Source organism: Paraburkholderia sp. 35.1, assembly GCF_050436525.1.
Classification (GTDB): domain Bacteria; phylum Pseudomonadota; class Gammaproteobacteria; order Burkholderiales; family Burkholderiaceae; genus Paraburkholderia; species Paraburkholderia tuberum.
Window position 1 is genome coordinate 3421889 of record NZ_JBNDMJ010000003.1, and the last position, 22682, is coordinate 3444570.

Consider the following 22682-nt stretch of genomic DNA (forward strand, 5'->3'; position numbering starts at 1 on the left):
GCCAGCCCGCGCATCGCACTTTTACCGCCGGGCTTTTCGGCATTTGCACTCGGCATTTTTCGCGAGCCCTGACGGCTCGTTGCCGCGTCGTTGTGCGCCGCCGTCGTACGACGCAAGACGGCGCGACTTCAATGCCGCTTGCGCGTATCCGCTTGCGTTTTGCGCATCCGTTCGCGAGGCGGCTGCGTCACGTCGACGGCGATCGGATCGCTGGCGGGAAAGCTTTCCATCAGCGCTTCGTCGAGCCGCGTATCGGCGGACGTCGGGGGCGTCCGGCGCGTGCGCGCCGGTCGGGAGGCATGCTGGTTTTTGCTGGTCATGGCGCGCTCCATCGGTAGAGGGTCAATCATTCAGCATAGCGCATCGCGGCTATCGGCGAACGACCGCCAGATGGCGCAGGCGCGTCGTTTAAAGCCGGCCGGCATCTCGATTCGTTCTCCGAGTGTCCCGGCCGCGCTCGAGCCGCGCTTGAGCCGCGAACGACACCTCCATCGATCCATCACACAGCGAACCTGATGAACGGGAAAAAGCCGGCGGGCTCGCGACGAGTGCACGCAGCCCACGTCGTGGAAGCCGAACTGGAACACCTGGATTGAGCGACGCGGCAACCGGCGCTGCACCTGTTCGACGCCGGCTACTGGCGGCGCCGCGTGCTGGCGGTCAAGGGGAGATTCGAGCTGACCGAGCGTCAGCTGACCCAACTGGAGAAAATTCTGCGGCGCCTCGGTCCGTCCACGGAGTAGCGAGGCGCGGCCGCTACAGCTTCTTCGTATTTATTCCTGATTGCCGCCGGGGCTGCCGCCGCCGTGGTTGCCGCCGTGGTTGCCGCCATGATTGCCGCTTTCGCCGCCGTTGCCGAACAGACGCCGCCGCCGCGTGACGACCACCGGACCTTCGGAGTTGCCGCTGCGCTCGCTCGGCGCGCGTTCCGCCGACGGCGTGCCGTACGATTCACGCCCTTCGCGCGGCTCGCGATGTTCGCGCGAACCATGCGGACCGCGCGCGCCATGTTCGCCATGCGACGTTCGGCCGGTGCGCGGCGCGGGCCGCGTGCCGGTGTCGAGCTGGATCGTGGAGATCGCGCGCTTGTAGATGCCTTGCAGGCCAACCGGCGTGCGCAGCATCACCAGGTACTGATCGAACGACTCGATGCATCCGGTCAGGCGGATGCCGTTGACCAGATATATTTCGACGCGCTTTCGTTCCTTGCGCGCAGCGTTCATGAAGTCGTTTTGCGGATGCGATTCTGCGGAAGCCATGGACAATTCAGGTTAGGTAGACGGTGGTTCGCCGCGATTTTACCCTTTCTACCCTATGCGGGGGCAGAACGCGTCGACGGGGGCGAACTTTGTCCACTATAACGGCTTGTGAGCACATAAGCATCCGATAACGCGGGACTGTAACGTTGAGTTACGAATCTGCTGGTCAATGTCGTCTACTTCCGGTCTCTCCAGGCATTGCCGGCATGGATGGCGGAAAAGGAAGAACATAGGGGCATGTTGCGCGACCACGGCGGCGGCGTCGAAGCGCCGCGAAAAAGCCCGGAGAAACAGCGCAGCGAAACAGCGCCACGACGGTGATGGAATAAACAACGCGATCGCGGCGTTAAGTCCAGTATGGCAGTACCGCATTCCGCGGCCTGCCGCCCGCCGCGCCGGTCGGTCGATCGCGTGCCGGGCATCTGCCAGGAGGCTCACCATGAAAGCATCCCGTATTCTGTCAGCGCTCTTCGTCCTGCTCGCGCTCGCGTGCGGCTCCCTCGCGCACGCGGCCGATACCGACAACGCCGCGTCGGGTTCGAGCAACAACAGCAACAGCAGCGGCGGCGGCTACTAACGCCGCGACCGGGCCTGGCACGCCGGGTGACATTCGAAGCGGAAGTGATCGCGTGGCTGCTGACGGATCCTGCGGCATCTGTACATCGACCAGCTGCGCGGGCGCCGCGAGATCGCCGTCGACGACGAAAGCGCGCCGTCGCGATCGACGTGTGCAGCGAGCTCGGTGGTAAGCCTGAGACGTGGCAGCAGTAGCAGGCGGTAGCGTGTCGTCAAGGCCGTTAGCGGCGACGCACGCATAGCTGCCCGCGCGACTGCACCCGCGGATTGCCCGACCGACAAGGAGACGCCTTGCCCCAGACGCTGCCGCCCAACCTGTCCGCCGCACAGTTCGACCGGGCGCTCGCCGGCTGGCGCGCGATCGTCGGTGAAGCGCACGTGCTGCGTTCCGACGCCGACCTCGCCGCCTATGTCGATCCGTTCGCTCCTGGTGAGCCGGGGGCGTTTGTCGCGAGCGCCGCGCTGCTGCCCGCGTCGGTCGATGAAATCCGTGCGGTGCTGCGCATCGCCAATCAGTACCGGATTCCGCTGTGGACCGTGTCGACCGGGCGCAACTTCGCGTACGGCGGCGCGGCGCCGCGTCTCAGCGGCTCGGTCGTGCTCGACTTGCAGCGCATGAACCGCATCCTCGAAGTCAACGAAACGCTCGCCTATGCGCTGGTCGAACCGGGCGTCAGCTATTTCGATCTGTACGCGCATCTGCGCGACAAGGGCTACAAGCTGTGGGTCGATCCACCGGCTGCCGGCTGGGGCAGCGTGGTCGGCAACACGCTGGAGCGCGGCTTCGGCTATACCGACTACGGCGATCACGCGGCGGCCCAATGCGGGATGGAGGTCGTGCTCGCCAACGGCGACGTGCTGCGCACCGGCATGGGCGGCGTCGAGATCGGCACCGCGTGGCAGCTGTATCAGCCGGGCTACGGGCCGTCGTTCGATGCGATGTTCATGCAGTCGAACTACGGCATCGTGACGAAGCTCGGCGTGTGGCTGATGCCCGCGCCGCCCGCGTATCTGCTCGGCGAAATCCAGTTTCGTCGCGAGGCCGATCTGGAGGAGATCGTCGAAATTCTGCGGCCGTTGCGGCTCGACGGCACGATCCGCAATCACGCGGTGATCGAGGGCGGATTGCGGCGCGCGGCGAGCCTGTCGCCACGCCGGCAGTGGTACGACGGCGCGGGCGCGATGCCCGGGAGCGCGGTGCAGGCGATGCTCGACAAACTCGGCGTCGGGCACTGGAACCTGCATTTCGCGCTGTACGGCACGCCCGAGTTGATCGATGCGCGCTACGCGCTGATCGAGCGCGCGTTCGCGCGGGTGCCGGAGGCGCGGCTCACGGCGGCGCGCTATGCGGGCGATGCTCAGCCGACTGGCGGCGGCGATCGCAACATGGCCGGCATTCCCGCGATGACCGCGTTTCGCATGCTCGACTGGCGCGGCGGCGCGGGCGCGCACGTCGACTTCGCGCCGATCTGTCCGGCGACCGGGCGCGACGCGATGCGCCAGTACACGATGGTGAAAGCGCGCGCCGCCGAATACGGCTTCGACTACTACGGTGGCTTCACCGCGGGCGCGCGGCATCTGCATCATATTTTCGCGGCGATTTTCGATCGCGACGACGCGAATCAGGTGGAGCAGGCCGGCGCGCTGCTGCGCTCGCTGATGAGCGACGCGCGCGCGGCCGGCTACGGCGAATATCGCGCGCATCTCGCGTACATGGATTTCGCGGCCGCGCAATACAGCTTCAACGACGGTGCGTCGCTGCGCTTCGCCGAAACGCTGAAGGATGCGCTCGATCCGAACGGCATTCTCGCGCCGGGCAAGCAGGGCATCTGGCCGGCGGCATGGCGTGACCGGCGGGGGTACACGTGAACGACGCGTGCGGACACGCACGGCAGACCGAAGCGCAAACAGAACGGAACGTACACGCCAATGGATCGACGCACTTTCATGCTCACCGGTGCATGCCTCGCGACGGCCGCGGGCGGCGCATGGCCGTGGCTCGCGCAAGCCGCCGCGTGCGCTGACGATGCGCGCGCGTTCGCGATCGTCGACTCGACGCTCGAATGCGGCGCGTCGTTCGCACGCTATGCCGCGCATCTTCGGTTGCCGACCTTCGAAACCGGCGACGATGCGGGCGCGCTCTGGTTCACCACACTTGCGCCACTGCTCGACGTTGGGCGGACCCCGCACGCGATGCCCGCGCTGATCGGCTTCACGCGCGCGTCCGATTACTTCGTCCTGCAACACCTCGCGCTTCGCACGGGACGCTTCGTCGAGCATCGTCACGAAGCGCGCGAGGGACTGGATGCGCAACCCGCCCACGTGGCCTTCGCGCTGACGCCGCGCAGCGCGCGCTAGAACTTGTAGTCCTTGTTCTTCGGATCGAAGGTCGAATCGTCGAATGTCCTCGGCGTGATGCTCTCGAACACGATCTGCTCGAAAATCTTGCCGTCGTTGTCGTAAGACTGGACGCTGCGAAAGAACGGATGACGCAGATCGAGCCCGAGCGTTTCCTTTTTCGCGTAGAACTGTGGTTGGCCGACCGGTGTTTCGAACGTGAACGCGACGACGCGCACACCGTCGATGGTCTTCACTTCGATCTGCACCGAACGTGGCAAGCCGGCCTCGGTGTATTTTTTTCCTTCACTCAGGTATTGATCGGCAACGTACTCGGTGCCGAGATCGCGCACGCTGTGATTCGATTGCGAGCGTGCGAGCGCGCCGGTCAGCGACGTCCACAACGGCATCACGTTCATGATGCCGCCGAGGTGGCCGTAGGTTTCGTCGCTACGTTTCGATTCGTCGTAGATGATTTCCTGGCCCGCGTGCGCGCCGTCGGCCAGCCACTTCGCGTAGATGCGCAGCGGGTCGTGCGCGACGCGCACCAGCATGTGATCGGGCTTGTCGGGCCATATGCCGCGAATGCGCTCGGAGCGCGACATCGTGAACTCGTAGGACGGGTAGTCGTTCGGTCCTTCCTTGATATAGCGCGGCAGCGCGAGCGGATCGAGCGACTGGAACAGCGCGACCAGTTGCGCGTCGTCGAGCTTTTCGAGCGTGCCGCTTTGCTGCGCGGCGCGCAGCCATTTGACCTGCTGGTCGAGCGTCAGCATGCCGACCTGCGCGGCCGGCGTGGTGGGCGGCTTGACGGCGCTCGCGGTGTCGAGCGGGGGCGGGCGATCGTCGTTCTGCGCGAAGGCCGTCGGCACCGACAGCAGGCCGAGCGCGACGAGCAGCGCACCCAGCAAGCGCTGTCGCCGGCGATGCGAACGGGCGGACATGCGGTGCTTCATGAATTTCTCCAGAAAGTGACGCGGCCGCTCATGCAACATGCAAGGCAATAACGCGAAGCAACGAAGCAATAACGCTTTGAAGCAACGCTTATTCCCGTCAGGCGGACTTCTGTTTCGCGAGTTCCTCGTCGCGCAACGCACGGCGCAGAATTTTGCCGACGTTGGTTTGCGGCAGCTCGTCGCGGAACTCGACGAGCTTCGGCACCTTGTAGCCAGTCAGATTCTTGCGGCAGTACGCAATCACCTGCTCGGCGGTCAGTGTCGGCGTGCGCCGCACGATGAACACCTTCACGCGCTCGCCCTGCGCGGGGTCGGACACGCCGATCGCGGCGACTTCGCGCACGTCCGGATGCGCGGCGATCACGTCCTCGATTTCGTTCGGATACACGTTGAAGCCCGACACGAGGATCATGTCCTTCTTGCGATCGATCAGACGGATAAAGCCGCGCGAGTCCATCACGCCGATGTCGCCGGTCGCGAGCCAGCCGTCGTCGTCGATCACCTTCGCGGTTTCGTCGGGGCGGTTCCAGTAGCCCTTCATGACCTGCGGGCCCTTCACGCACAGCTCGCCCGCCTCGCCGATATTGGCCCAGCTGCCGTCGTCTTTCCTGAAGCGCACCTGCGTGGACGGCGCGGGCAAGCCGATCGAGCCCTCGAAGTCGCGCAGATTGGTCAGATCGACCGGATTCATCGAGACGATCGGCGAGCACTCGGTGAGTCCGTAGCCCTCGATGATCGGCTTGCCCGTCACCGCCTTGAAGCGCTCGGCGACGGCTTTCTGCGTCGCCATGCCGCCCGCCATCGCGAGCTTCAGGTCCGAGAAGTCGCGCCGACAGAATTCCTCGTTGTCGAGGAACGCGTTATAGAGCGTGTTGACCGCGGTCATGCCGGTGAATTTTTCGTGACGGATGATCATCATCACGCGCTTCATGTCGCGCGGATTCGCGATCAGGATGTTGCGCCCGCCGAGCCCCATGAAGATCAGCGCATTCACGGTCAGCGAGTAGATGTGATAAAGCGGCAGCGGCGTGAGCACCGTTTCGCCCTCGCCGGACAGCTGCCCCGCGGCCCACGCCTTCGCCTGCAACAGATTGGCGAGGATGTTCCGGTGCGTGAGCATCGCGCCTTTCGCGACGCCGGTCGTGCCGCCCGTGTATTGCAGGAACGCGATGTCTTCGTGGGTCGCGCGCACCGGTGTATGCGGCCGTGCATAACCGGCCGAAAGCGCTTTCAGGAGCGGCACCGCCTGCGGCAGCTTGTAAGGGGGCACCATCTTTTTCACGTGACGCAGCATGAAATTGAGCAGGTGTCCCTTCAGGTTCGCGCCGTCGGCGAGCAGATCGCCGAGCCCGGTCACGATCACGTTGCGCACCTTGGTGCCGGGCAATGCATCTTCGAGCGTCTTCGCGAAGTTCTCGAACACGACGATCGTCTGCGCGCCGCTGTCCTTTAGCTGGTGCGCGAGTTCGCGCACCGTGTAGAGCGGATTCACGTTGACGACCACCGCCCCCGCCTTGATGGTGCCGAACAGCGCGACCGGATACTGGAACGTGTTCGGCAGCATGATTGCGACGCGCTCGCCCGGCTCCACGCCGATGCTTTGCAGGTACGCCGCGAACGCGCTCGCCTTGCGGCCCAGTTCACCGTACGTCAGGTTCGCGCCGACGCTCACGTACGCGACGCGCTCGCGGAACTGTGCGATGCCTTCGTCGAAGAACTGATCGATCGACTCGTATTGCGTGACGTCGATGTCGCGCGGCACGACGTCCGGATAGGACGCGTACCAGATGCCGTCGGTGTTCGGAGCGGGGTGGGGCACCGGGTTTTGACGAGGCGTGCCGCCTGCGTCCGGCATGTGCAGCGGGGCTTGGGTGGGCTCGGTCATCGATTGCCTCCTGAAAATGTTGGTATGCGCTGCCCTAGCGTTCCAGAATCGCGACGACCCCCTGGCCGCCCGCCGCGCAGATCGAGATCAGCCCGCGTGCGCTGCCGGCCGGCTTGTCGAGTTGCGCCAGCATCTTCGCGAGCGCGGCGACGATACGTCCGCCCGTCGCCGCAAACGGATGGCCGGTCGCGAGCGAACCGCCGTTCACGTTGAGCCTGGTGCGGTCGATCGCACCGAGCGCGCCGGCGAGGCCAAGCTGCGTGCGGCAATATTCGTCATCCTGCCATGCCGCGAGCGTGCACAACACCTGAGCCGCGAACGCTTCGTGGATTTCGTAGAAATCGAAGTCCTGCAACGTGAGGCCGGCGCGCGCGAGCATGCGCGGCACCGCATAGGCGGGCGCCATCAGAAGGCCTTCCTGCTGGTCGAAAAAGTCGACCGCCGCGGTTTCCGACCAGCTCAGATACGCGAGCACGGGCAAGCCGCGCTCGGCCGCCCACGCTTCGCTCGCGAGCAGTACCGCGGATGCGCCATCGGTCAGCGGCGTCGAGTTGCCGGCGGTCAGCGTGCCCGCGTCGCGGTCGAATACGGGCTTCAGGTTCGCAAGCCTTTCGAGCGACAGGTCGGCGCGCAGGTTGTTGTCGCGCGCGAGGCCTTTGTACGGCGTCATCAGATCGTTGACGAAGCCGCGCGCGTACGCATCGGCGAGCTTGCGATGGCTCTCGTACGCGAGCACGTCCTGCGCCTCGCGCGAGATGTTCCAGCGCTTGGCCATCAGCTCGCAATGCTCGCCCATCGACAGCCCCGTGCGGGGCTCGCCGTTGCGCGGCAACAGCGGCTTGAACAACATGCCGGGCCGCAGCCTGCTGAGCGCGGCGAGACGCTGACCGGTACTCTTGCCGCGATTCGCTTCGAGCAGGATCTTGCGCATGCGCTCGTTGACGCCGATCGGCGCGTCGGACGTGGTATCGACGCCGCCCGCGATGCCTGCGTCGATCTGCCCGAGCGCGATCTTGTTGGCGACGAGGATCGCGGCTTCGAGGCCGGTGCCGCAGGCCTGCTGCACGTCGTAGGCGGGCGTTTCCTTCGCGAGCGTGGTGGACAGCACGGACTCGCGCGTCAGGTTGAAGTCGCGCGAATGCTTGATGACGGCGCCCGCCGCGACTTCGCCGAGACGCACGCCGTGCAGGTCATAGCGATCGATCAGCCCTTGCAGCGTGAAGCTCAGCATGTCCTGATTCGATGCGCTCGCGTACGCGGTGTTCGAGCGGGCAAACGGAATCCGGTTGCCCCCGATGACGGCGACGCGGCGCACGGCAGGTTGCGGGTGGGACATGCTCGGCTCCTTTGGGTCGTTCCCAGATTATTGGTCGATGCGAACGGCGCGCTCGCGGTTCACAGCAGCCGCCACTGCATGCGCCCGCGCAAATGCGGCTTTTCCCCGGCGATATCGCGCACCTCGAGATCGCGCTCGATCAGCGAAGGCGATGCGCTCCACAGCGACGCTTCGCCCGGCAGCAGCATCGGCACCTTGAACTCGGCGCTGAGCGTTGCTTCGGCGAGCGGCTTCGGCGGCTGCAGCGACGACGCCGCGCGCGCGAGCGTCCACATGCCATGCGCGATCGCGCGCGGAAAGCCGAACGCCTTCGCCGACAGCGCGCTGATGTGGATCGGGTTGTAGTCGCCGGACGCGCTCGCGTAGTCGCGGCCCAGTTGCGGCGCGAGCTGCCACCGCGCGATCCGTTGCAGCGCATCGGGGCCGAGCGTCAACGCTTCGAGCGGATGGCCGAGCGCCGGCACCGCGCGCTTCAGGTAGATGCTGTCGCCGTCCCACACCGCCTCGCCGCGCCGATAGATACGCGTATGCACGACGAACGCCTGGCCCTTGTCGTGACGCAGCAGCGCGCCGAATTCGACCTCGATGCGCAGCAGGTCCTTGTAGGCGAGCGGGCGGCGCAGCCGCACGTGATTGGCCAGATGCACGAGACCGAGCGCGGGCCACGGAAACGCGGGGTCGGTCAGCATCAGCAGATGCAGCGGAAACGCGAGCAGGTGCGGGTAGGTCAGCGGCACGCCGTGCTCGGGAATGAAGCCGCACACGCGCGCATAGCGCCACACGGGGCCGGGCTCGAGCACGACGGCGGGGCGCACGAGCCGCAACGGCGGCAGCCGCGTGTCGCGGCCGCGCTTGACGATGCCCGTCAGCGCGCGCCCGTACAGCTTTGCCGGCGCGGGCAGCGTTTCGATGACGACGGTTTTCGGCCGCGCGCCGTCGCCCGGCGCGGGAGCGAGCTGACGGCTGCCGAACGGATCACGCGGTTCGTCCATACCCATGCTCCCGTTCAGGCGCCAATCAGGCTTTGACCGCACACGCGCACGACCTGGCCCGTCACGCCGGCCGAGCCCGGATGCGCGAGCCACGCGATGGTCTGCGCGACGTCGACGGGCTGGCCGCCCTGGCTCATCGAGTTCATGCGGCGGCCGGCCTCGCGGATCGCGAGCGGAATCTTCGCGGTCATCTGCGTTTCGATGAAGCCGGGCGCGACCGCGTTGATCGTGATGCCGCGCGCGCGCAGTGGCGGCGCCATGCTCTGCACCCGGCCGATCACGCCAGCCTTGGACGTGGCGTAGTTGGTCTGGCCGGCATTGCCCGCGATGCCGCCGATCGACGACACTGCGACGATGCGCCCGCCGTCGCGCAAGATGCCGCCCGCGAGCAGCGCGTCGTCGATGCGTTCCTGCGCGCTCAGGTTGATGTCGATCACGCTTTGCCAGACGGCGTCTGTCATCTTCGCGATGGTCTTGTCCTTCGTGATGCCGGCGTTGTGCACGACGATGTCGACGCCGAGCTCGTCGAGCGCGGCGGCGATCTGCGCGGGCGCTTCGGGCGCGGCGATGTCGAACGCGAGCGGGCTGCCGTTCAGCTGCCGCATCGTCGCATCGAGCGCGTCGCGCGCGGACGGAATGTCGAGGCCGATCACATGCGCGCCCTCGGCCGCGAGCACGCTCGCGATCGCCGCGCCGATGCCGCGTGCCGCGCCCGTGACCAGCGCACGCCGACCGGCGAGCGGGTGGCGCCAGTCGAGCCAGTCGAACGCGGGCGCGTCGTGCGGCGGCGCGCCATGTGCCGCGATCCGCACCACCTGACCGGACACATAGGCCGAGCGCGGCGACAGGAAAAAGCGCAGCGTCGCCTCGATGGCGTTTTCAGCGCCTTCCGCCACGTACACGAGATTCGCGGCGATGCCGCGCCGCGCTTCCTTACCGAGCGAGCGCACGAGCCCTTCGAGCGCGCGCTGGGCAGTCCACTGACGCGGGCTCGCGCAGGCCTCGGGCGGCCGGCCCAGCACGACGATGCGTCCACACTTGCCGAGCGAGCGCAGCGTGTCGTGGAAAAAGCCGTGCAGCGGTTCGAGCAGGCTGCTGTCGTCGATACCGCTCGCGTCGAACATCAACGCGGCAAGCTTGCCCGGCGCACCGGCTTCGGCCGGCTCGAAGCGGCCGGTCATCAGGCCGTGGCGATGGGCGAGCGGCACCCACAGCCCGGCGCTTTCGTGCGCGACGCTCGTCATGCCGAGGGTGGCGATCAGACTCGCGAGCGCGTCGAACAGGCGCGGCTCGCGGCCCGCGCCGATCGCGATCAGTCCGTCGAACTCGGGCCGGTCCGCGCGATAGCGCCGCAGCACCTCGGGCTTCGGCAGCCCGAGCGAGCGCGCGAGACGGCCGCCGAACGGCGAGTTGACGAACTTCAGGTAGGAGTCGTTCATGTTATCGGTTGCTCCGCTGGACGCGCCGCAGGCAGCCCCGTGATTTTCAGGGGCGCCGGACGTGTGTCAGTGTGCCTTGAGTTGCGTGACTCCGGTACGGTTTGCCGCGCTGGGTCGGTAGTTTTTTCTGCGTGAGCGCGCGCATCAGGCCAGCAGTTCCAGCGCCTTTTCGAGCGCCTGCTTGCGCTGTTGCAAGCTCGCGAGCAGGTCGAAGTCGGCCGGGAAATCGTCGACCTTGACGACCTGCGCGCCGTAGCGCGCGTAGTCGTCGAGCACGCGCCGCTCGTCCGCGTCGACGAGGCCCTGGCGTTGCGCCGCATCGGTCCATGCGGCGAACTGCGGCAGGCTTTGCGGCAGCGGTTCGAGCAGACCCTGCTTCACCGCCTCGTGCAGCTTCTGCTCGATTTGCGTGAACTGCGGATTGAGCGCGAACGCGAGCTCGCCATAGCCGAGCGCATCGACGTCGGGGTGCGGCACGTACGAGTCGGCGACGAGTCGCTCGCGCGCGGCGCCGGGCGTTTGCATCAGTTCGGCGATCTCGCTGCCGAGCCGGTCCGACGGCTCGCGATGCGGCAGGCCGAACGGGAATGCGAGCACACGCACGAGCGTCGCGGCGACCCGGTTCGGGTAGTTCGCGAGCACGCCGTCGAGCGCGTGCTGCGCCTTGTACAGCGCATCCTCGACGCCCCACCGCACGAGCGGCAGGTCGTCGTGCTGTCGGCCCTCGTCCTCGAAACGCTTCAGCGTCGCCGAGATCAGGAACAGTTGCGACAGCACGTCCCCGAGGCGTCCCGAGATGCGTTCGCGACGCTTCAGATCGCCGCCGAGCACCAACATCGACACGTCGGCGAGCAACGCGAACACGGCCGACAGACGCGTCGCCGCGCGATAGTACGCATGGAGCGGCGCATACGCGCGGCGCGGCTTCGCGATCAGCGCGCCGCCGCTCAGCCCATACACGGCACTGCGCACCACGTTCGACACCGTGAAATTCAGGTGGCCGAAGAACGCCGCGTCGAACTCGCGCAAGGCTTTCGCGCGATCGGGCTCGCGCGTCGCCGTCATTTCCTTCAACACGTACGGATGGCAGCGAATCGCGCCCTGGCCGAAGATGATCAGACAGCGCGTCAGAATGTTCGCGCCTTCGACGGTGATCGAGATCGGCATTTGCTGATACGCGCGCGCCAGAAAGTTCGACGGCCCCATGCAAATACCCTTGCCGGCGACGACGTCCATGCCGTCGTTGATGACCATGCGCGCGCGCTCGGTGATGTGATATTTGGCGATCGCCGAAATGACGGAGGGCTTTTCGCCGAGGTCGACCGCCTGCGCGGACAGGCGGCGCGCGGCGTCCATCACGTACAGGTTGCCGCCCATGCGGCCGAGCGCTTCCTGCACGCCCTCGAACTTGCCGACGGCGGTGCGGAACTGGCGCCGAATCGCGGCATATGCGCCGGTGCCGCGCACGGCGATCTTCGCCATCCCGACGTTCGACGACGGCAGCGAGATCGCGCGGCCCGCCGCCAGACACTCCATCAGCATGCGCCAGCCGTTGCCGACCTGGGCGCGTCCGCCGATCACCCAGTCGAGCGGAACGAACACGTCCTTGCCCGAGTTCGGGCCGTTCTGGAACACCGCGTTCAACGGCCAGTGACGGCGGCCGATGTCGACGCCAGGGTGGTCGGTCGGAATCAGCGCGCAGGTGATGCCGGGTTCGTCGTTCGCGCCGAGCAGATGGTCGGGGTCGAGCGCGCGGAACGCGAGGCCGAGTACGGTCGCGATCGGCCCGAGCGTGATGTAGCGCTTGTCCCACGTGACGCGAAAGCCGAGCGTCTCGCGGCCTTCGTGCAGGCCCTGGCAGACGACGCCGACATCGGGAATCGCGGCGGCGTCGGACCCGGCATACGGGCTCGTCAGCGCGAAGCAGGGGATTTCCTCGCCGCGCGCGAGACGCGGCAGATAGTAGTTCTTTTGCGCGTCGGTGCCGTAGTGCATCAGCAACTCGGCCGGGCCGAGCGAGTTCGGCACCATCACCGACACGGCCGCGGCCGAGCAGCGCGTCGCGAGCTTCATGATCACCTGCGAATGCGCGTACGCGGAGAACTGCTTGCCGCCGTACTGCTTCGGAATGATCATGCCGAGAAAGCCGTGCTGCTTGATGAACTGCCACGTTGGCGGCGACAGGTCCTGCCAGACCATCGTGGTTTCCCAGTCGTTCGCGAGGTCGCACAGCTGCTCGCATTCGATGTCGAGGAACGTCTGCTCTTCGGCGCTGAGCATGGCCGGGCCATAGCCGAGCAGCGTGTCCCAGTGCGGGCGGCCCGAGAACAGCTCGGCGTCCCACCAGACCGTGCCCGCCTCGATCGCGTCGCGCTCGGTCGGCGACATCTGCGGCAGGATCTTGCGGAACGTGTCGAGCACCGGTTTCGCGAGCCATGCGCGGCGCAGCGGTTTGATCGTCAGCACGAGGGCGGGGAGTACGAACACGATCGCGAGCAGTGTCGTCAGCAGCGGGCCGGCCGCGCCGCTCACGAGCGCGGCCGCGACCCAGACGATCAGCGCCGCGAGCCACCATGAGGCGCGGGCCTGAACGTAGACGAGAGCGGATGCGGCGATGACGAGCGCCAGGATGAACCACGGCATGACGTTTCCTCCTCTGTGGTGACGCAATCGCCGGGCCAGCTGCGAGTCGCGCACTTGCGTCGGGCGTTACCGTGTCTTACCGATTCGACTGACGGGCACGGCGCAGCTGCGCAACGTAGATGTACTGCTTGTACTGCTCGGGTAAGCGAGCTCGATCGGGTTCCATGTACGACGTGTGGTGGTTACGTCGAGTGATGACGCCGTGAGACGTCGTCAGGCGGTGCCGTGCAGCCCATGCTGATAGCTTGCCGGCGCCGCTTCCATAGTGCCGCCGCGGCTGTTGCTGTCGAACGTGTCGCGTGCCACTGCGCACGCGGCCGCCTCGCCGCTGGTATGTTCTTGCGCACTGGCGAACGTGCCGTCCACGCCGCCGTCGGTCGCATCGCCGAGCACGGCGCCGAACGCGGCCAGTTGCGTGCCGTCCGGCAGCGGCGCCTTCAGCGCGGAGACCATCAGCGACGCCAGGCGCGCGATGGGCTGCAGATCGTTCATCGACTTACCTTGCGAGAACTCGGCAATCAGGCTGTCGGTATCGGTGCCGGCGAGCACCCCCGACAGCGCGCCGATCGCGAAATGCAAGCGCCAGCCGAGCTCCTCGCGCGGCAGATGCGGCAGCGCGCGCTGGAACGCGTCGAAGAAGCGCATCGCCACCGCTTCGTAATGCGCGTTCAGAAAGTCGCGGATGAACGACGAGGGATCGGTGTAGGCGCGCCCGAGCAGGCGCAGAAACGCTTTGCCGCCGACACGCGGATCGCGCGACAGACGCAGCGCCGGAATGAACATCGCGCCGAGCACGTGCTCGCAGGTCAGGCGCGCGCCGAGCATGACGTCGAAACGGTCGAGCAGCTTCAGGCGCTCCCGGTTCAACTGATCGAGCCGGCGCGACAGCATCGAGTGAATCAGCGATTCCTTGCTGCCGAAGTGATAGTTGACCGCCGCGAGATTGACTTCGGCGCGCGAAGTGATCTGGCGCAGCGACATCGCCTCATAGCCGGATTCGATGAACAGCGTCTCCGCGGCGTCGAGAATGCGTGACTTCGTATCGCCGGCCTGCCGGCCGGGTGTGCGAACTGCCATGTTGCCGTCTCCCAGTTGCCGGGGCTGCCGGCTCGCAAACACGCGATTCAAATCGATATTTGAAACGACCGTTTTTTTAGGATAAGAAAGGATGGTCGGTGCGATCAAGGGACGGGCTCGACGAACTCCTCTAGAAGACCTGTCGGGGAGCCATGCTGGCGAAGCGCGGCGCGTCATGCCGCGCGGAAAATAAAAAGACCGTTCCGAACGAATCGGAACGGCCTCGTGTCGTGTTGCGATGTAATCTGGCCTTGCGCTCGACGACCGGGTTGACCCGGCTCCCACGCGTTGACGCACATTGGCTAGCCGTCTGGTTCGAAAGCCTCAAGCTCTTAAACTCGTCCTCCGACCGCGCTACCCGTCGAGCCCGCGCCGACGACTTCACGCGCGGACTGCGTCATGTCGATGCCGCGGCGCTCGCGACTGAACGGAATCAGCGCGCAGATCAGGATCGCGACGATGCCGACCACGATCGCCAGCACGAGCGCGTAGTTGTTGCCGTGCACTTCGGCGATTTTCGCTTGCAGCGGACCGTTGACCGACGCGATCAGATTGCCGAGCTGATACACGAGGCCGGGGAAGGTCGCGCGGATTTCATCGGGCGAGATTTCGTTCAGGTGCACCGGAATCACGCCCCAGGCGCCTTGCACCGAGATCTGCATCAGGAACGCGCCGAGCGCGAGCAGCATCGGCGTGGTCGAGAAGGCCCACAGCGGCAGCACCGGCAGCGCGATCAACGCGGCGATGAAAATCGCGCGCTTGCGACCGATCTTCTCCGACGCCCAGCCGAAGAACAGACCCCCGCAGATCGCGCCGATGTTCAGCGTGATCGTGATCCACGACACCGTGTGCGCGTCGAACTGGCGCTGTACGCGCAGGAAGGTCGGATACAGATCCTGCGAGCCGTGCGAGAAGAAGTTGAAGGCGGTCATCAGGATGATCGCGTACATCGACAGACCGACGTTCAGCTTGAGCGTCGCGACGAGGCCAGGACGGACCTTCTTCTCGAGCGTCTTGAACGCGGGCGACTCCGGCACGTGCGCGCGAATGTACAGCACGAGCAGCGCGGGCAGCACGCCGACGAAGAACATGCCGCGCCAGCCGATGTATTGATAGAACAGGCCGAACACGATCGACGCGAGCAGGTAGCCACTCGGATAACCGGCTTGCAGAAGACCCGACACGATACCGCGCGACTTCGTCGGCACGGTTTCCATGGTCAGCGCGCCGCCGACACCCCATTCGCCGCCCATCGCGATACCGAACAGCGCGCGCAGCACGAGCAGCGTCATCAGGTTCGGCGACAGACCGGACAGCAGTTCGAGCAGGGGAGAAGCACGCGATGTTGATCATCAGTGTCGGACGGCGGCCGTATTTGTCGGCGAGCCAGCCGAAAATCAATGCGCCGAGCGGGCGCATCATCAAGGTCAGCATGATCGCGACTGTGACCGAAGGAATGTCCGTATTGAATTCCTGCGCGATATCTTTCAATACGAACACCATCAGAAAGAAATCGAATGCGTCGAGGGTCCAGCCTAGATAGGCGGCGATCGTGACGTTTCTCTGTTCCCGAGTCCAGCTCATTGATTGTTCTCCTCAGTCTCCACAAAACCGCGTTTTGATCGCGGACGGCACCGTAGCCCTTGCGCCTTATGGCAAGCGCTTCCCGGCGAGTGTACGCCGAGCATTAAACGTCTGCATGGTTGAAGCCGGTTTTCTCCGTGTTAATCCGGAGAGCAATATTCGTGCTGAATTCGTAGTGCATGTTCAATGTCGGAAAAATGTAATTGCCGGTTCGATCCATGTTTGTATTTTGTAATGTTTATCGGGATTTCCCAGCGCCCATTTTTTATGAAGTTTATGGCAATGGCGTTTTGACGGGGCGGCCCGTGCCGGTCCGCGCGCCGCATCGAACCTTCATGTACAGTTATTTCGCCAACTGATCGACATATCGCTATGTCCTTGACGCCATCGCCTTCGTTGCTCGACGAGATGCTCGACGCTGTCGCGCGTCGCTATCGCCTGCCGGCGCTTGCGGCCGTCTGCGCGCCGACGCAGCAAGCGAGACCCGCCACCGTGCTCGCGCTCGCGATCGAGCAGGCTCGCGAGGCGAGCGCGCGTGGCGAAGCGCCGGATGCGGCGAACCGGCGCTTCTTCGTCGAGGCGCTCGCGCGCATGATTCGGGAGGCGATGCGCGAGGAAGCCGGCGACCCGGTGTTTCAGGCGATGCTGCTACGGCATCGCAGCACGGTGGTGCGCGAGTACGCGTCGCTGGCCGCGCACGCGAGCGTCGATCGCCGGCTGATCTACGCGGCCGTCAATGCGATCGCACATCCGGCCAAACAGCAGCGGCTGCTACCCGGCCTGCAACGCGACGCGCTGGCGCGTCTGCACGCGCTGGCGTTCGCCGAAGCGTGGCCCGAACTGGCCGAAGCCGTGCAAGCTTGCATCGATACGCCGCAAATCGCGCACGACGCGGCGCTGCAACGCGGCCTCGCGCAATTGCTGGAGAGTGCCGCTTTGCAGCGCTTGCGCCGTCTTTACGCGCTCGCGTCCGACGAGCGCGTGCGTCAGTACCAGACGCTGTGGGATCGCCAGGGGCCGCGCCCGGGAAGCTCGACTGCCGTGGCACGAGGCTTGAGCTCGAAGCAGCGCGGCGCCGCGGTCGAGGCATCGGCCGCCGATGCGCTCGACGCGCTCGCGCGGCGCCTCAATGACGCGCACGGTGCGCTCGCCTCGTACCGTGTCGTGAACTCGATGCGCGTGCCGGCCGCGATACCCGCGAGCCACGAGCGCGCGAAAACCGAATGGGACGTGGTGCTGCTGCGGCAGGCACAGCCCCCGGCCGACGCGGCGGCGTGGGACGTCTGCCTGCTCGTCGAAGCGAAGGCATCGGTCGACGCGGCCACCACCGATCTGCCGCGGCTCGTGCGTGGACTGACGCTGCTTGCGCATGCGGACCCGCACACCGTCTACCCGTTTCGGACGCAGCAGGGGACGGTGGGCTTGAGCGGCGCGTCGCTCGCCGCGCTGACGAGCGACGGGGCCGGTCTTCGCAGGACCGTGCTCTATTGCTGCGACGCACCCGTCGAAGCGGCGCCGCGCGTGCTGGGCCCTGCGAGCCGGATGCAGCTGCTGTCGGCGCACGCCAGCCTCGATTTCGCGGCCGCACTGGCGGACGGGCGCGACACCGATTGCGCGGTGCTGGAACCGGTGTGGCATCAGTTGCTCGAATCGCCGAGATGGCGGACGGCGCTCGACCAGTACGCGACGCTGCGCGAGGTCCGCGAATTGATGGTTCATCCGGACGACTTGCGGGCCGCCGTCGGCATCGCCGACGCAAGACGGTTGAGCGCGGCGCGCTAGGCCTGCCAGGTCTGCGTAGGGCCAACGCGAGCGCTGTGCCGCAGTCGCGGCGCGATTGCATTGGAGGTGGCGCGCGCGTTGCTCGTAGCGATAGATCTTCGAGCAAAAAGGAGTGGTGATGGAAACGCTGTCGAAGCGACTGTCGGACACACAGGTGCAGGTTGCCAGCAAGATCTACGGATTTCGCTCGCCACAGGAGGCGGACCGTTTCGTGCAATGTCTACGCGACGGCGACGCGAGCCGCTGCGTCGCGGACGTTCCGCCCGAGACAGCAACCGATGCCTATCCCCCCGGAACCCGCACCGGGTCGGGCGCCGGCATGACGATCGGGCCGCCGCCGGGCGGGCTCGATAGCGACGAGTAACGCGTTTGCGCCGCGCGCGTGTTGCGACGCCCGCGTCAGCGCACCGGCCCCAGCGACGCCGACAGAGGTGCTGAGCCGCTGCCCAGCGTCCGGTCGATCAGATAGCGGCCCTGTTCGATGCCGGCGCGCAACGCTTCCGCCTCGGTAAGCCATTCCGGCGTCACGGGCTCCACGTTGGCCAGATTGGCGGGTATCTCCAGCGGCCGGCCCTCGCGGGAAATCGACACGTCGGCGATCCAGGCGCCTCGCGAGTTCCGATGCGCGGTCACCGTGATCAGCGCGCCGCGGTGCGCGTCATGCATCGCGTGGTGGGAGCCGGGCTCGGCGCGCGCGGCCGGCATCGCGCGTCCGTCCGCGCTAGCCATATCGGAGCCGGTCTCGCCGATGCTTGCGCCGGCGGTGCGGTCAGTGTGATCGGTTGGGGGGAGCGGGGTCATGCTGTCCTCGGCGAGCGAATGATCTGCCTGATTCGAGCAAGCGCTGTGCCGACAGGGCGAACGCGTGCAGGCATCCGTCCAGAAACGGGCACGCGGCGTGCGATCGCTCAGCGCGGGCCCGGCTCTTGCGCTGCGCTCAACGCTGGCGCCGCTTCGCTCTGTCGGCCGAGAGGCGAAGTCTTTGCTGATGGCGGCCGGCGCAAATGAATCGTAAGGAGGACGGAATGTCGATCCATGCGAAGGTCACGAGGTGGCGCAATGTCGGGCGATTCTGCGTCGAACGTGTAACCGACTATAGCGAACTGCTCGCGCTGGAAGTCGAGGAGACGCGAAAGCGTCTGGTGCGCGAGTTGAGCGCACTCGTGGCGTTGGCAGTAGCGGGCCTGTTCACGCTGTCCTTCATTTGCATCGCGATCATCGCCACCGCGTGGCAGACGCCTTACTTCCTTGCGGTGGTCTGGGGCGTTGCCGCCGCGTGGCTGCTCGTGTGCATCGTGTCCTTGCTCGTCTTGCGGGCGCAGAAACCGGCGCAATCGCTTCACGTGCTCAAGGCCGAGATTCATTCCGATCTCGACGCTCTCAGGGAGTCGCTCAAATGAGTCAGCCACATCACGCAAATGAGCTTGCCCGGGTCACCATTCTGGAACGCATGGAGGCATCGCGAGCCGCATTGGTCGCGGCGAACCAGACTGCCGCGTTGCCGGCGGTGCGGGCAGCCTCGCGCTACTCCGCCGGCAATGTGCTCGCGTCGCTCGCCGAGGCGCCGCATGTTGCGCTGCTTCTCGCGCTGGTGATCGGCGGCATCGTGCTGGGGCCGCGCCGCACGCTGTCGATCGCGGGCCGTTCCGGTCTTGCGGCGTGGATCGCCCGCAATGTGCGGCGGTCGATCGCGCAGTGACGCCCTGAGCGAATGCAGCGATCGGACCAGGCAAAGCAGAATCGCCTCAGCGAACCGTGTGCAACCCTACCAGCCTGCTAGACTGGAAGTTCCCCTGCAAGCCATGGAGGGAGATATGACGACCGTCTACGTCGTGAAGACCGGCGAAAAGTTCCTCTGCACCGCAGAGGACGGCGATATCGGCATGGCACCGGAGATTAAGGAAGCCACGTCCTTTCGCTCGTACGAGGAAGCGAATAAAGTCGCGAACGAGCACGCCGACCCCGGATACGAAATCCTGACCATCGACGTTAAGAAACGCTGACGAGGTGTTAGCTGTTCGCGCCAGGCGCTCAGCGAAACAAGGCAGGCAATTCAACAGGCGCCATGCAATATGGCGCTCGACCGGGTGCGTCCGAAATCGTCGTCATGACGGCTTCGGGCATTCAGGCGGCGGCCGAAACCACTCTGCAAGCGCGCATAGCACGACACTCCACGCCGTCCCCGGCGGGGACGGCATGCTCTGCATCGTCGAGCTGGTCAGACGGGCAGGCTTACGATCCGCCAAAGAACACCGGCTTCATCCCACTCGTGCTGGCCGGATTACCCATCTGCTGCGTACCGCTGGTCGCGGGGCCATAGCCGCTGCTCTGGCCTGCGGCAGTGGCGTTGGTGGTCGGCATGTTGGTAGGAAAGTCGACGGTATTCGCATTGGCCGGATTGAAGCCGGCTTGCTCGAGCTGAGCGATTTCTGCCTGCACTTGCGCGTGCGTCAGCGCCCCGTCCGACTGCGCCAGCGATGCAACTGACACAGCCATGACCGCGACCGCGCAAGCTGTGTGGACTAACGTCTTCATGATGGCCCGCCTCCTTGTTGGTTACTCCGGCTGACTCGCGCTTTGCTTTTCGCGGTTCAACTGATCAAAGGTTAGGTGAGGAACCGTACAGTGGTTGTTTATTTTTCATGGTAGGGGGTTCGCCCATCAGCCGACGCTGGTCGACGCTCGCGCCCGAACGCTCCGATGTCGGCCGCGCATCCGGGACCGTACCTCCGGACACGAGCCGACATCATCGAAGCGTGGGTCAAGCAGCCGTTCGCGGGTCGTCGTCGGACATCCGCATTCCCGCGGGTGCCGTCGTCAAGAAAGCTCAGGTGCGCGTAATCGAAGCCCCACCGTCCGCCAACGAAGCGGTACCCGTCACGAAGGACGAATCGTCGGAATCAAGGTAGAGCGCCGAGCGGGCAATCTCTTCCGGCTTTGCGACCCGCTGAGCGCGTGCAGCCCGGTCACGAACGTCTGCGATTCGGCCGTATCGTTCATACGCGATACATCTGCGTGTCCACCGCGCCCGGGAGGATCGCGTTGACGCGCACGCCTTGGGGGCCGTATTCAGCCGCGAGCGCTTGCGTCAGTCCGATCAGGCCGGCTTTGCTCGCGGCATAGGCGGCGGTCCCCGGGAAGGCGAACGAGTAGCCGACGAACGTCGACGTGAAGATGATCGACCCACCGCCTTGCTTGATCATTTCAGGAATCTGATGCTTGGCGCCGACAAACGCGCTCGTCAGGTTGGTGGCCAGCGTCGCTGACCTACGCGCAGGCCGGCTCGTCCAGGTATTGCCTGAATACCGTTTGCCGGATATCGATGTGCTCGCGCTGTATCCGAGCCGTCGCCACGTGAGCGCAAAAGTTCGTGCGGCAATCGATTTCCTGGTCAACGCGTTCTCGGGCGTGCCACCGTGGGACGAGACGTGAAGGGATGTCTGATGTGTGTCGGCTATCCCGAAACCGGATGCCTGCAATTGGGGAAGAGGCCGCCGGGCACGGCGCGTTCGATAGCACGATTCAACTGGAATTCGGTCTGTCACCGTTCTTTAATGTGTCGTATGGCGTGTCATGCAGGAGACCTGACACACCCGATGAAAACTGCACATTGAATTACCGGCACGGTCGCCCTCCAACGAGCTCATGCGGTGGCAGGTCTGGATCAGCGATGTCCCGGAACAAGAACCGACGGGAGACATTCGTGAGAACATCCGACGCCATCATGGCTGGTCTGATCTGCTGTTCATGTGCAGCCGCGGCCTACGCCGCCGACATCAAGGGAGCCGGCAGCACGTTCGCCGCTCCCCTCTACACCCAATGGGCCGCCGACTACCAGAAGTCGGGTGGCAGCAGGGTGATCTATCAGGGCACGGGTTCGTCCGATGGGCTCAAGCAGGTCATCGCCCGGGAAGTCGACTTTGCGGGCTCGGACGCGCCACTGACCGACGATCAACTGACCCGCAACGGCTTGCGGCAATTTCCAATCGTAATCGGCGGCGTGGTAGCCGTCGTGAACCTTCCGGGGCTCAAAGCCGGCGAGGTGATGTTGACGGGGCCGGTCGTCGCCGACATCTATCTCGGCAAGATTCAGTTCTGGGACGACCCGGCAATCGTGCGGTTGAACCCAAAGATCAAGATGCCTAATTACCCGATTGCCGTGGTGCGTCGCCAGGATGGCTCGGGCACGACGCTGATCTGGACTCACTACCTCGCGCAGGTCAGTCCGGAATGGAAGCGCAGGGTAGGCGAAGGCACTAGCGTGCGATGGCCGCTCGGCATCGGCGGCAAAGGCAACGAGGGCATTGCCACGTACGTCGGCTATCTGCCCGGCGCAATCGGCTATGTCGCATGGGATTTCACGAAACAGAACCGCTTGAAGTACGTTGCCATGACCAATGCGGCGGGTAATGTCGTTCAGCCCAGCGCCGCGACCTTCAGGGCAGCCGCGGCGAGCGCCGACTGGTCGGGCTCTCTCTCGCAATCGCTGACCAACCAGCCGGGCAAGGATGCCTGGCCGGTCATGGGCGCGACTTATGTGTTGCTTCCCGCGACGCCGAACAAGCCGGGCCACGACGAAGCCACCTTGAAGTTTTTCGAATGGGCGTTGAGTCATGGTGGGCCGACGGTCAACGCGCTGGATTACATACCGCTTCCGGAGCCGGTCGTGACGAAGATCCGCGCACAATGGCCCGCCGATACAGGCGAAAAGTCGGTGCACAACGCGTTCGCAGTGCCGTGACCAGCAATCGTGTCTGGCGCGTGTCGATTTCCCCTATGATCATTCGTCGTAGTCACTGGAGGCGCCGTTGCCTCA

At 65.6% G+C, this 22682-nt stretch carries 20 protein-coding genes and 5 pseudogenes; 12 read left to right on the top strand and 13 right to left on the bottom strand.

Going from position 1 to position 22682, the window contains the following annotated elements; all coding sequences use genetic code 11:
- Nucleotides 1-128: 128 nt before the first annotated feature.
- The gene (locus OKW27_RS35975; RefSeq protein ID WP_090805694.1) at nucleotides 129-320 is read right to left on the bottom strand and encodes a hypothetical protein; all 192 of its coding nucleotides are present in this window, start codon (nucleotides 318-320) and stop codon (nucleotides 129-131) included.
- Nucleotides 321-515: 195 nt separating this feature from the next.
- Here OKW27_RS35975 and OKW27_RS35980 point away from each other — a divergent pair.
- Nucleotides 516-743, top strand: a pseudogene (locus OKW27_RS35980) (hypothetical protein).
- Nucleotides 744-773: 30 nt separating this feature from the next.
- On the opposite strand, the gene hfq reads toward OKW27_RS35980, so the two are convergent.
- Entirely contained in the window at nucleotides 774-1259 is a 486-nt protein-coding gene (hfq, locus tag OKW27_RS35985; protein WP_429336249.1) for an RNA chaperone Hfq, read from the bottom strand.
- Nucleotides 1260-1698: 439 nt separating this feature from the next.
- Here hfq and OKW27_RS35990 point away from each other — a divergent pair, with 439 nt between their 5' ends.
- The 4 genes and pseudogenes from OKW27_RS35990 to OKW27_RS36005 all read left to right on the top strand — a co-directional run bounded on the left by OKW27_RS35990 (nucleotide 1699) and on the right by OKW27_RS36005 (nucleotide 4193).
- Nucleotides 1699-1836, top strand: a complete 138-nt coding sequence (locus tag OKW27_RS35990; RefSeq protein WP_167368637.1) for a hypothetical protein — start codon at nucleotides 1699-1701, stop codon at nucleotides 1834-1836.
- A gap of 47 nt (nucleotides 1837-1883) precedes the next feature.
- Nucleotides 1884-1983, top strand: a pseudogene (locus tag OKW27_RS35995) (RNA polymerase sigma factor); the annotation flags it as partial.
- A gap of 143 nt (nucleotides 1984-2126) precedes the next feature.
- A complete protein-coding gene (locus tag OKW27_RS36000) occupies nucleotides 2127-3704 on the top strand; it encodes an FAD-binding oxidoreductase (protein WP_429336250.1) in 1578 nt (525 codons plus the stop codon).
- A 60-nt stretch (nucleotides 3705-3764) separates the two neighbouring features.
- On the top strand, nucleotides 3765-4193 hold the full coding sequence (locus tag OKW27_RS36005; RefSeq protein ID WP_184029836.1) for a hypothetical protein: 429 nt from the start codon (nucleotides 3765-3767) through the stop codon (nucleotides 4191-4193).
- On the opposite strand, the gene OKW27_RS36010 is transcribed toward OKW27_RS36005, so the two are convergent.
- The 8 genes and pseudogenes from OKW27_RS36010 to OKW27_RS36045 all read right to left on the bottom strand — a co-directional run bounded on the left by OKW27_RS36010 (nucleotide 4190) and on the right by OKW27_RS36045 (nucleotide 16084).
- Nucleotides 4190-5128 (bottom strand): DUF1571 domain-containing protein, encoded by a 939-nt coding sequence (locus tag OKW27_RS36010; RefSeq protein WP_429336251.1) that lies wholly within the window; start codon nucleotides 5126-5128, stop codon nucleotides 4190-4192. The genes OKW27_RS36005 and OKW27_RS36010 overlap by 4 nt on opposite strands.
- Before the next feature lie 97 nt (nucleotides 5129-5225).
- Nucleotides 5226-7013: an AMP-binding protein gene (locus tag OKW27_RS36015; RefSeq protein WP_429336252.1), complete on the bottom strand. Its 1788-nt coding sequence runs from the start codon at nucleotides 7011-7013 to the stop codon at nucleotides 5226-5228.
- A 34-nt stretch (nucleotides 7014-7047) separates the two neighbouring features.
- On the bottom strand, nucleotides 7048-8349 hold the full coding sequence (locus OKW27_RS36020; protein WP_184066838.1) for an acetyl-CoA C-acetyltransferase: 1302 nt from the start codon (nucleotides 8347-8349) through the stop codon (nucleotides 7048-7050).
- A gap of 59 nt (nucleotides 8350-8408) precedes the next feature.
- On the bottom strand, nucleotides 8409-9341 hold the full coding sequence (locus OKW27_RS36025) for a MaoC/PaaZ C-terminal domain-containing protein (RefSeq protein ID WP_090804158.1): 933 nt from the start codon (nucleotides 9339-9341) through the stop codon (nucleotides 8409-8411).
- Nucleotides 9342-9355: 14 nt separating this feature from the next.
- Nucleotides 9356-10780 (bottom strand): 3-oxoacyl-ACP reductase, encoded by a 1425-nt coding sequence (locus OKW27_RS36030; protein ID WP_429336253.1) that lies wholly within the window; start codon nucleotides 10778-10780, stop codon nucleotides 9356-9358.
- Nucleotides 10781-10924: 144 nt separating this feature from the next.
- Complete coding sequence (locus tag OKW27_RS36035) at nucleotides 10925-13423, bottom strand: acyl-CoA dehydrogenase (RefSeq protein WP_429336254.1); 2499 nt, start codon at nucleotides 13421-13423, stop codon at nucleotides 10925-10927.
- A gap of 213 nt (nucleotides 13424-13636) precedes the next feature.
- Nucleotides 13637-14500 carry a TetR/AcrR family transcriptional regulator gene (locus tag OKW27_RS36040; RefSeq protein WP_429336255.1) on the bottom strand — a complete coding sequence of 288 codons (864 nt, stop codon included), beginning with the start codon at nucleotides 14498-14500 and terminating at the stop codon, nucleotides 13637-13639.
- Nucleotides 14501-14832: 332 nt separating this feature from the next.
- Nucleotides 14833-16084, bottom strand: a pseudogene (locus OKW27_RS36045) (MFS transporter).
- A 372-nt stretch (nucleotides 16085-16456) separates the two neighbouring features.
- Between OKW27_RS36045 and OKW27_RS36050 the strand changes: the two are divergent.
- Both OKW27_RS36050 and OKW27_RS36055 read left to right on the top strand, forming a co-directional pair.
- Nucleotides 16457-17866 carry a 3-deoxy-D-arabino-heptulosonate 7-phosphate synthase gene (locus tag OKW27_RS36050; protein WP_429336256.1) on the top strand — a complete coding sequence of 470 codons (1410 nt, stop codon included), beginning with the start codon at nucleotides 16457-16459 and terminating at the stop codon, nucleotides 17864-17866.
- A gap of 118 nt (nucleotides 17867-17984) precedes the next feature.
- Nucleotides 17985-18230, top strand: coding sequence for a hypothetical protein (locus OKW27_RS36055; RefSeq protein ID WP_429336257.1), 246 nt, complete (start codon nucleotides 17985-17987; stop codon nucleotides 18228-18230).
- A 35-nt stretch (nucleotides 18231-18265) separates the two neighbouring features.
- Here the strand turns inward: OKW27_RS36055 and OKW27_RS36060 are convergent, their stop codons facing one another.
- Nucleotides 18266-18667, bottom strand: coding sequence for a DUF6566 family protein (locus OKW27_RS36060; RefSeq protein ID WP_429336258.1), 402 nt, complete (start codon nucleotides 18665-18667; stop codon nucleotides 18266-18268).
- Between the two features lie 224 nt (nucleotides 18668-18891).
- Between OKW27_RS36060 and OKW27_RS36065 the strand changes: the two genes are divergently transcribed.
- The 3 genes from OKW27_RS36065 (at nucleotide 18892) to OKW27_RS36075 (ending at nucleotide 19869) form a co-directional block, all read left to right on the top strand.
- Nucleotides 18892-19266, top strand: coding sequence for a phage holin family protein (locus OKW27_RS36065; protein ID WP_429336259.1), 375 nt, complete (start codon nucleotides 18892-18894; stop codon nucleotides 19264-19266).
- Nucleotides 19263-19565 (top strand): hypothetical protein, encoded by a 303-nt coding sequence (locus OKW27_RS36070; RefSeq protein WP_429336260.1) that lies wholly within the window; start codon nucleotides 19263-19265, stop codon nucleotides 19563-19565. Before OKW27_RS36065 ends, OKW27_RS36070 begins: the two co-directional genes overlap by 4 nt.
- Before the next feature lie 115 nt (nucleotides 19566-19680).
- Nucleotides 19681-19869 carry a hypothetical protein gene (locus OKW27_RS36075; protein WP_090805701.1) on the top strand — a complete coding sequence of 63 codons (189 nt, stop codon included), beginning with the start codon at nucleotides 19681-19683 and terminating at the stop codon, nucleotides 19867-19869.
- Between the two features lie 229 nt (nucleotides 19870-20098).
- Here OKW27_RS36075 and OKW27_RS36080 read toward each other — a convergent pair whose 3' ends face one another.
- On the bottom strand, nucleotides 20099-20401 hold the full coding sequence (locus tag OKW27_RS36080; protein WP_184029736.1) for a DUF4148 domain-containing protein: 303 nt from the start codon (nucleotides 20399-20401) through the stop codon (nucleotides 20099-20101).
- Nucleotides 20402-20693: 292 nt separating this feature from the next.
- A pseudogene (locus OKW27_RS36085) lies at nucleotides 20694-21129 on the bottom strand (SDR family oxidoreductase); the annotation flags it as partial.
- A 1-nt stretch (nucleotide 21130) separates the two neighbouring features.
- On the opposite strand from OKW27_RS36085, the pseudogene OKW27_RS36090 reads away from it, so the two are divergent.
- Nucleotides 21131-21298: pseudogene (locus OKW27_RS36090) on the top strand (LysR family transcriptional regulator); the annotation flags it as partial.
- A 292-nt stretch (nucleotides 21299-21590) separates the two neighbouring features.
- Nucleotides 21591-22607 carry a phosphate ABC transporter substrate-binding protein PstS gene (gene pstS, locus OKW27_RS36095; protein ID WP_429336632.1) on the top strand — a complete coding sequence of 339 codons (1017 nt, stop codon included), beginning with the start codon at nucleotides 21591-21593 and terminating at the stop codon, nucleotides 22605-22607.
- The last annotated feature ends 75 nt before the right edge of the window (nucleotides 22608-22682 follow it).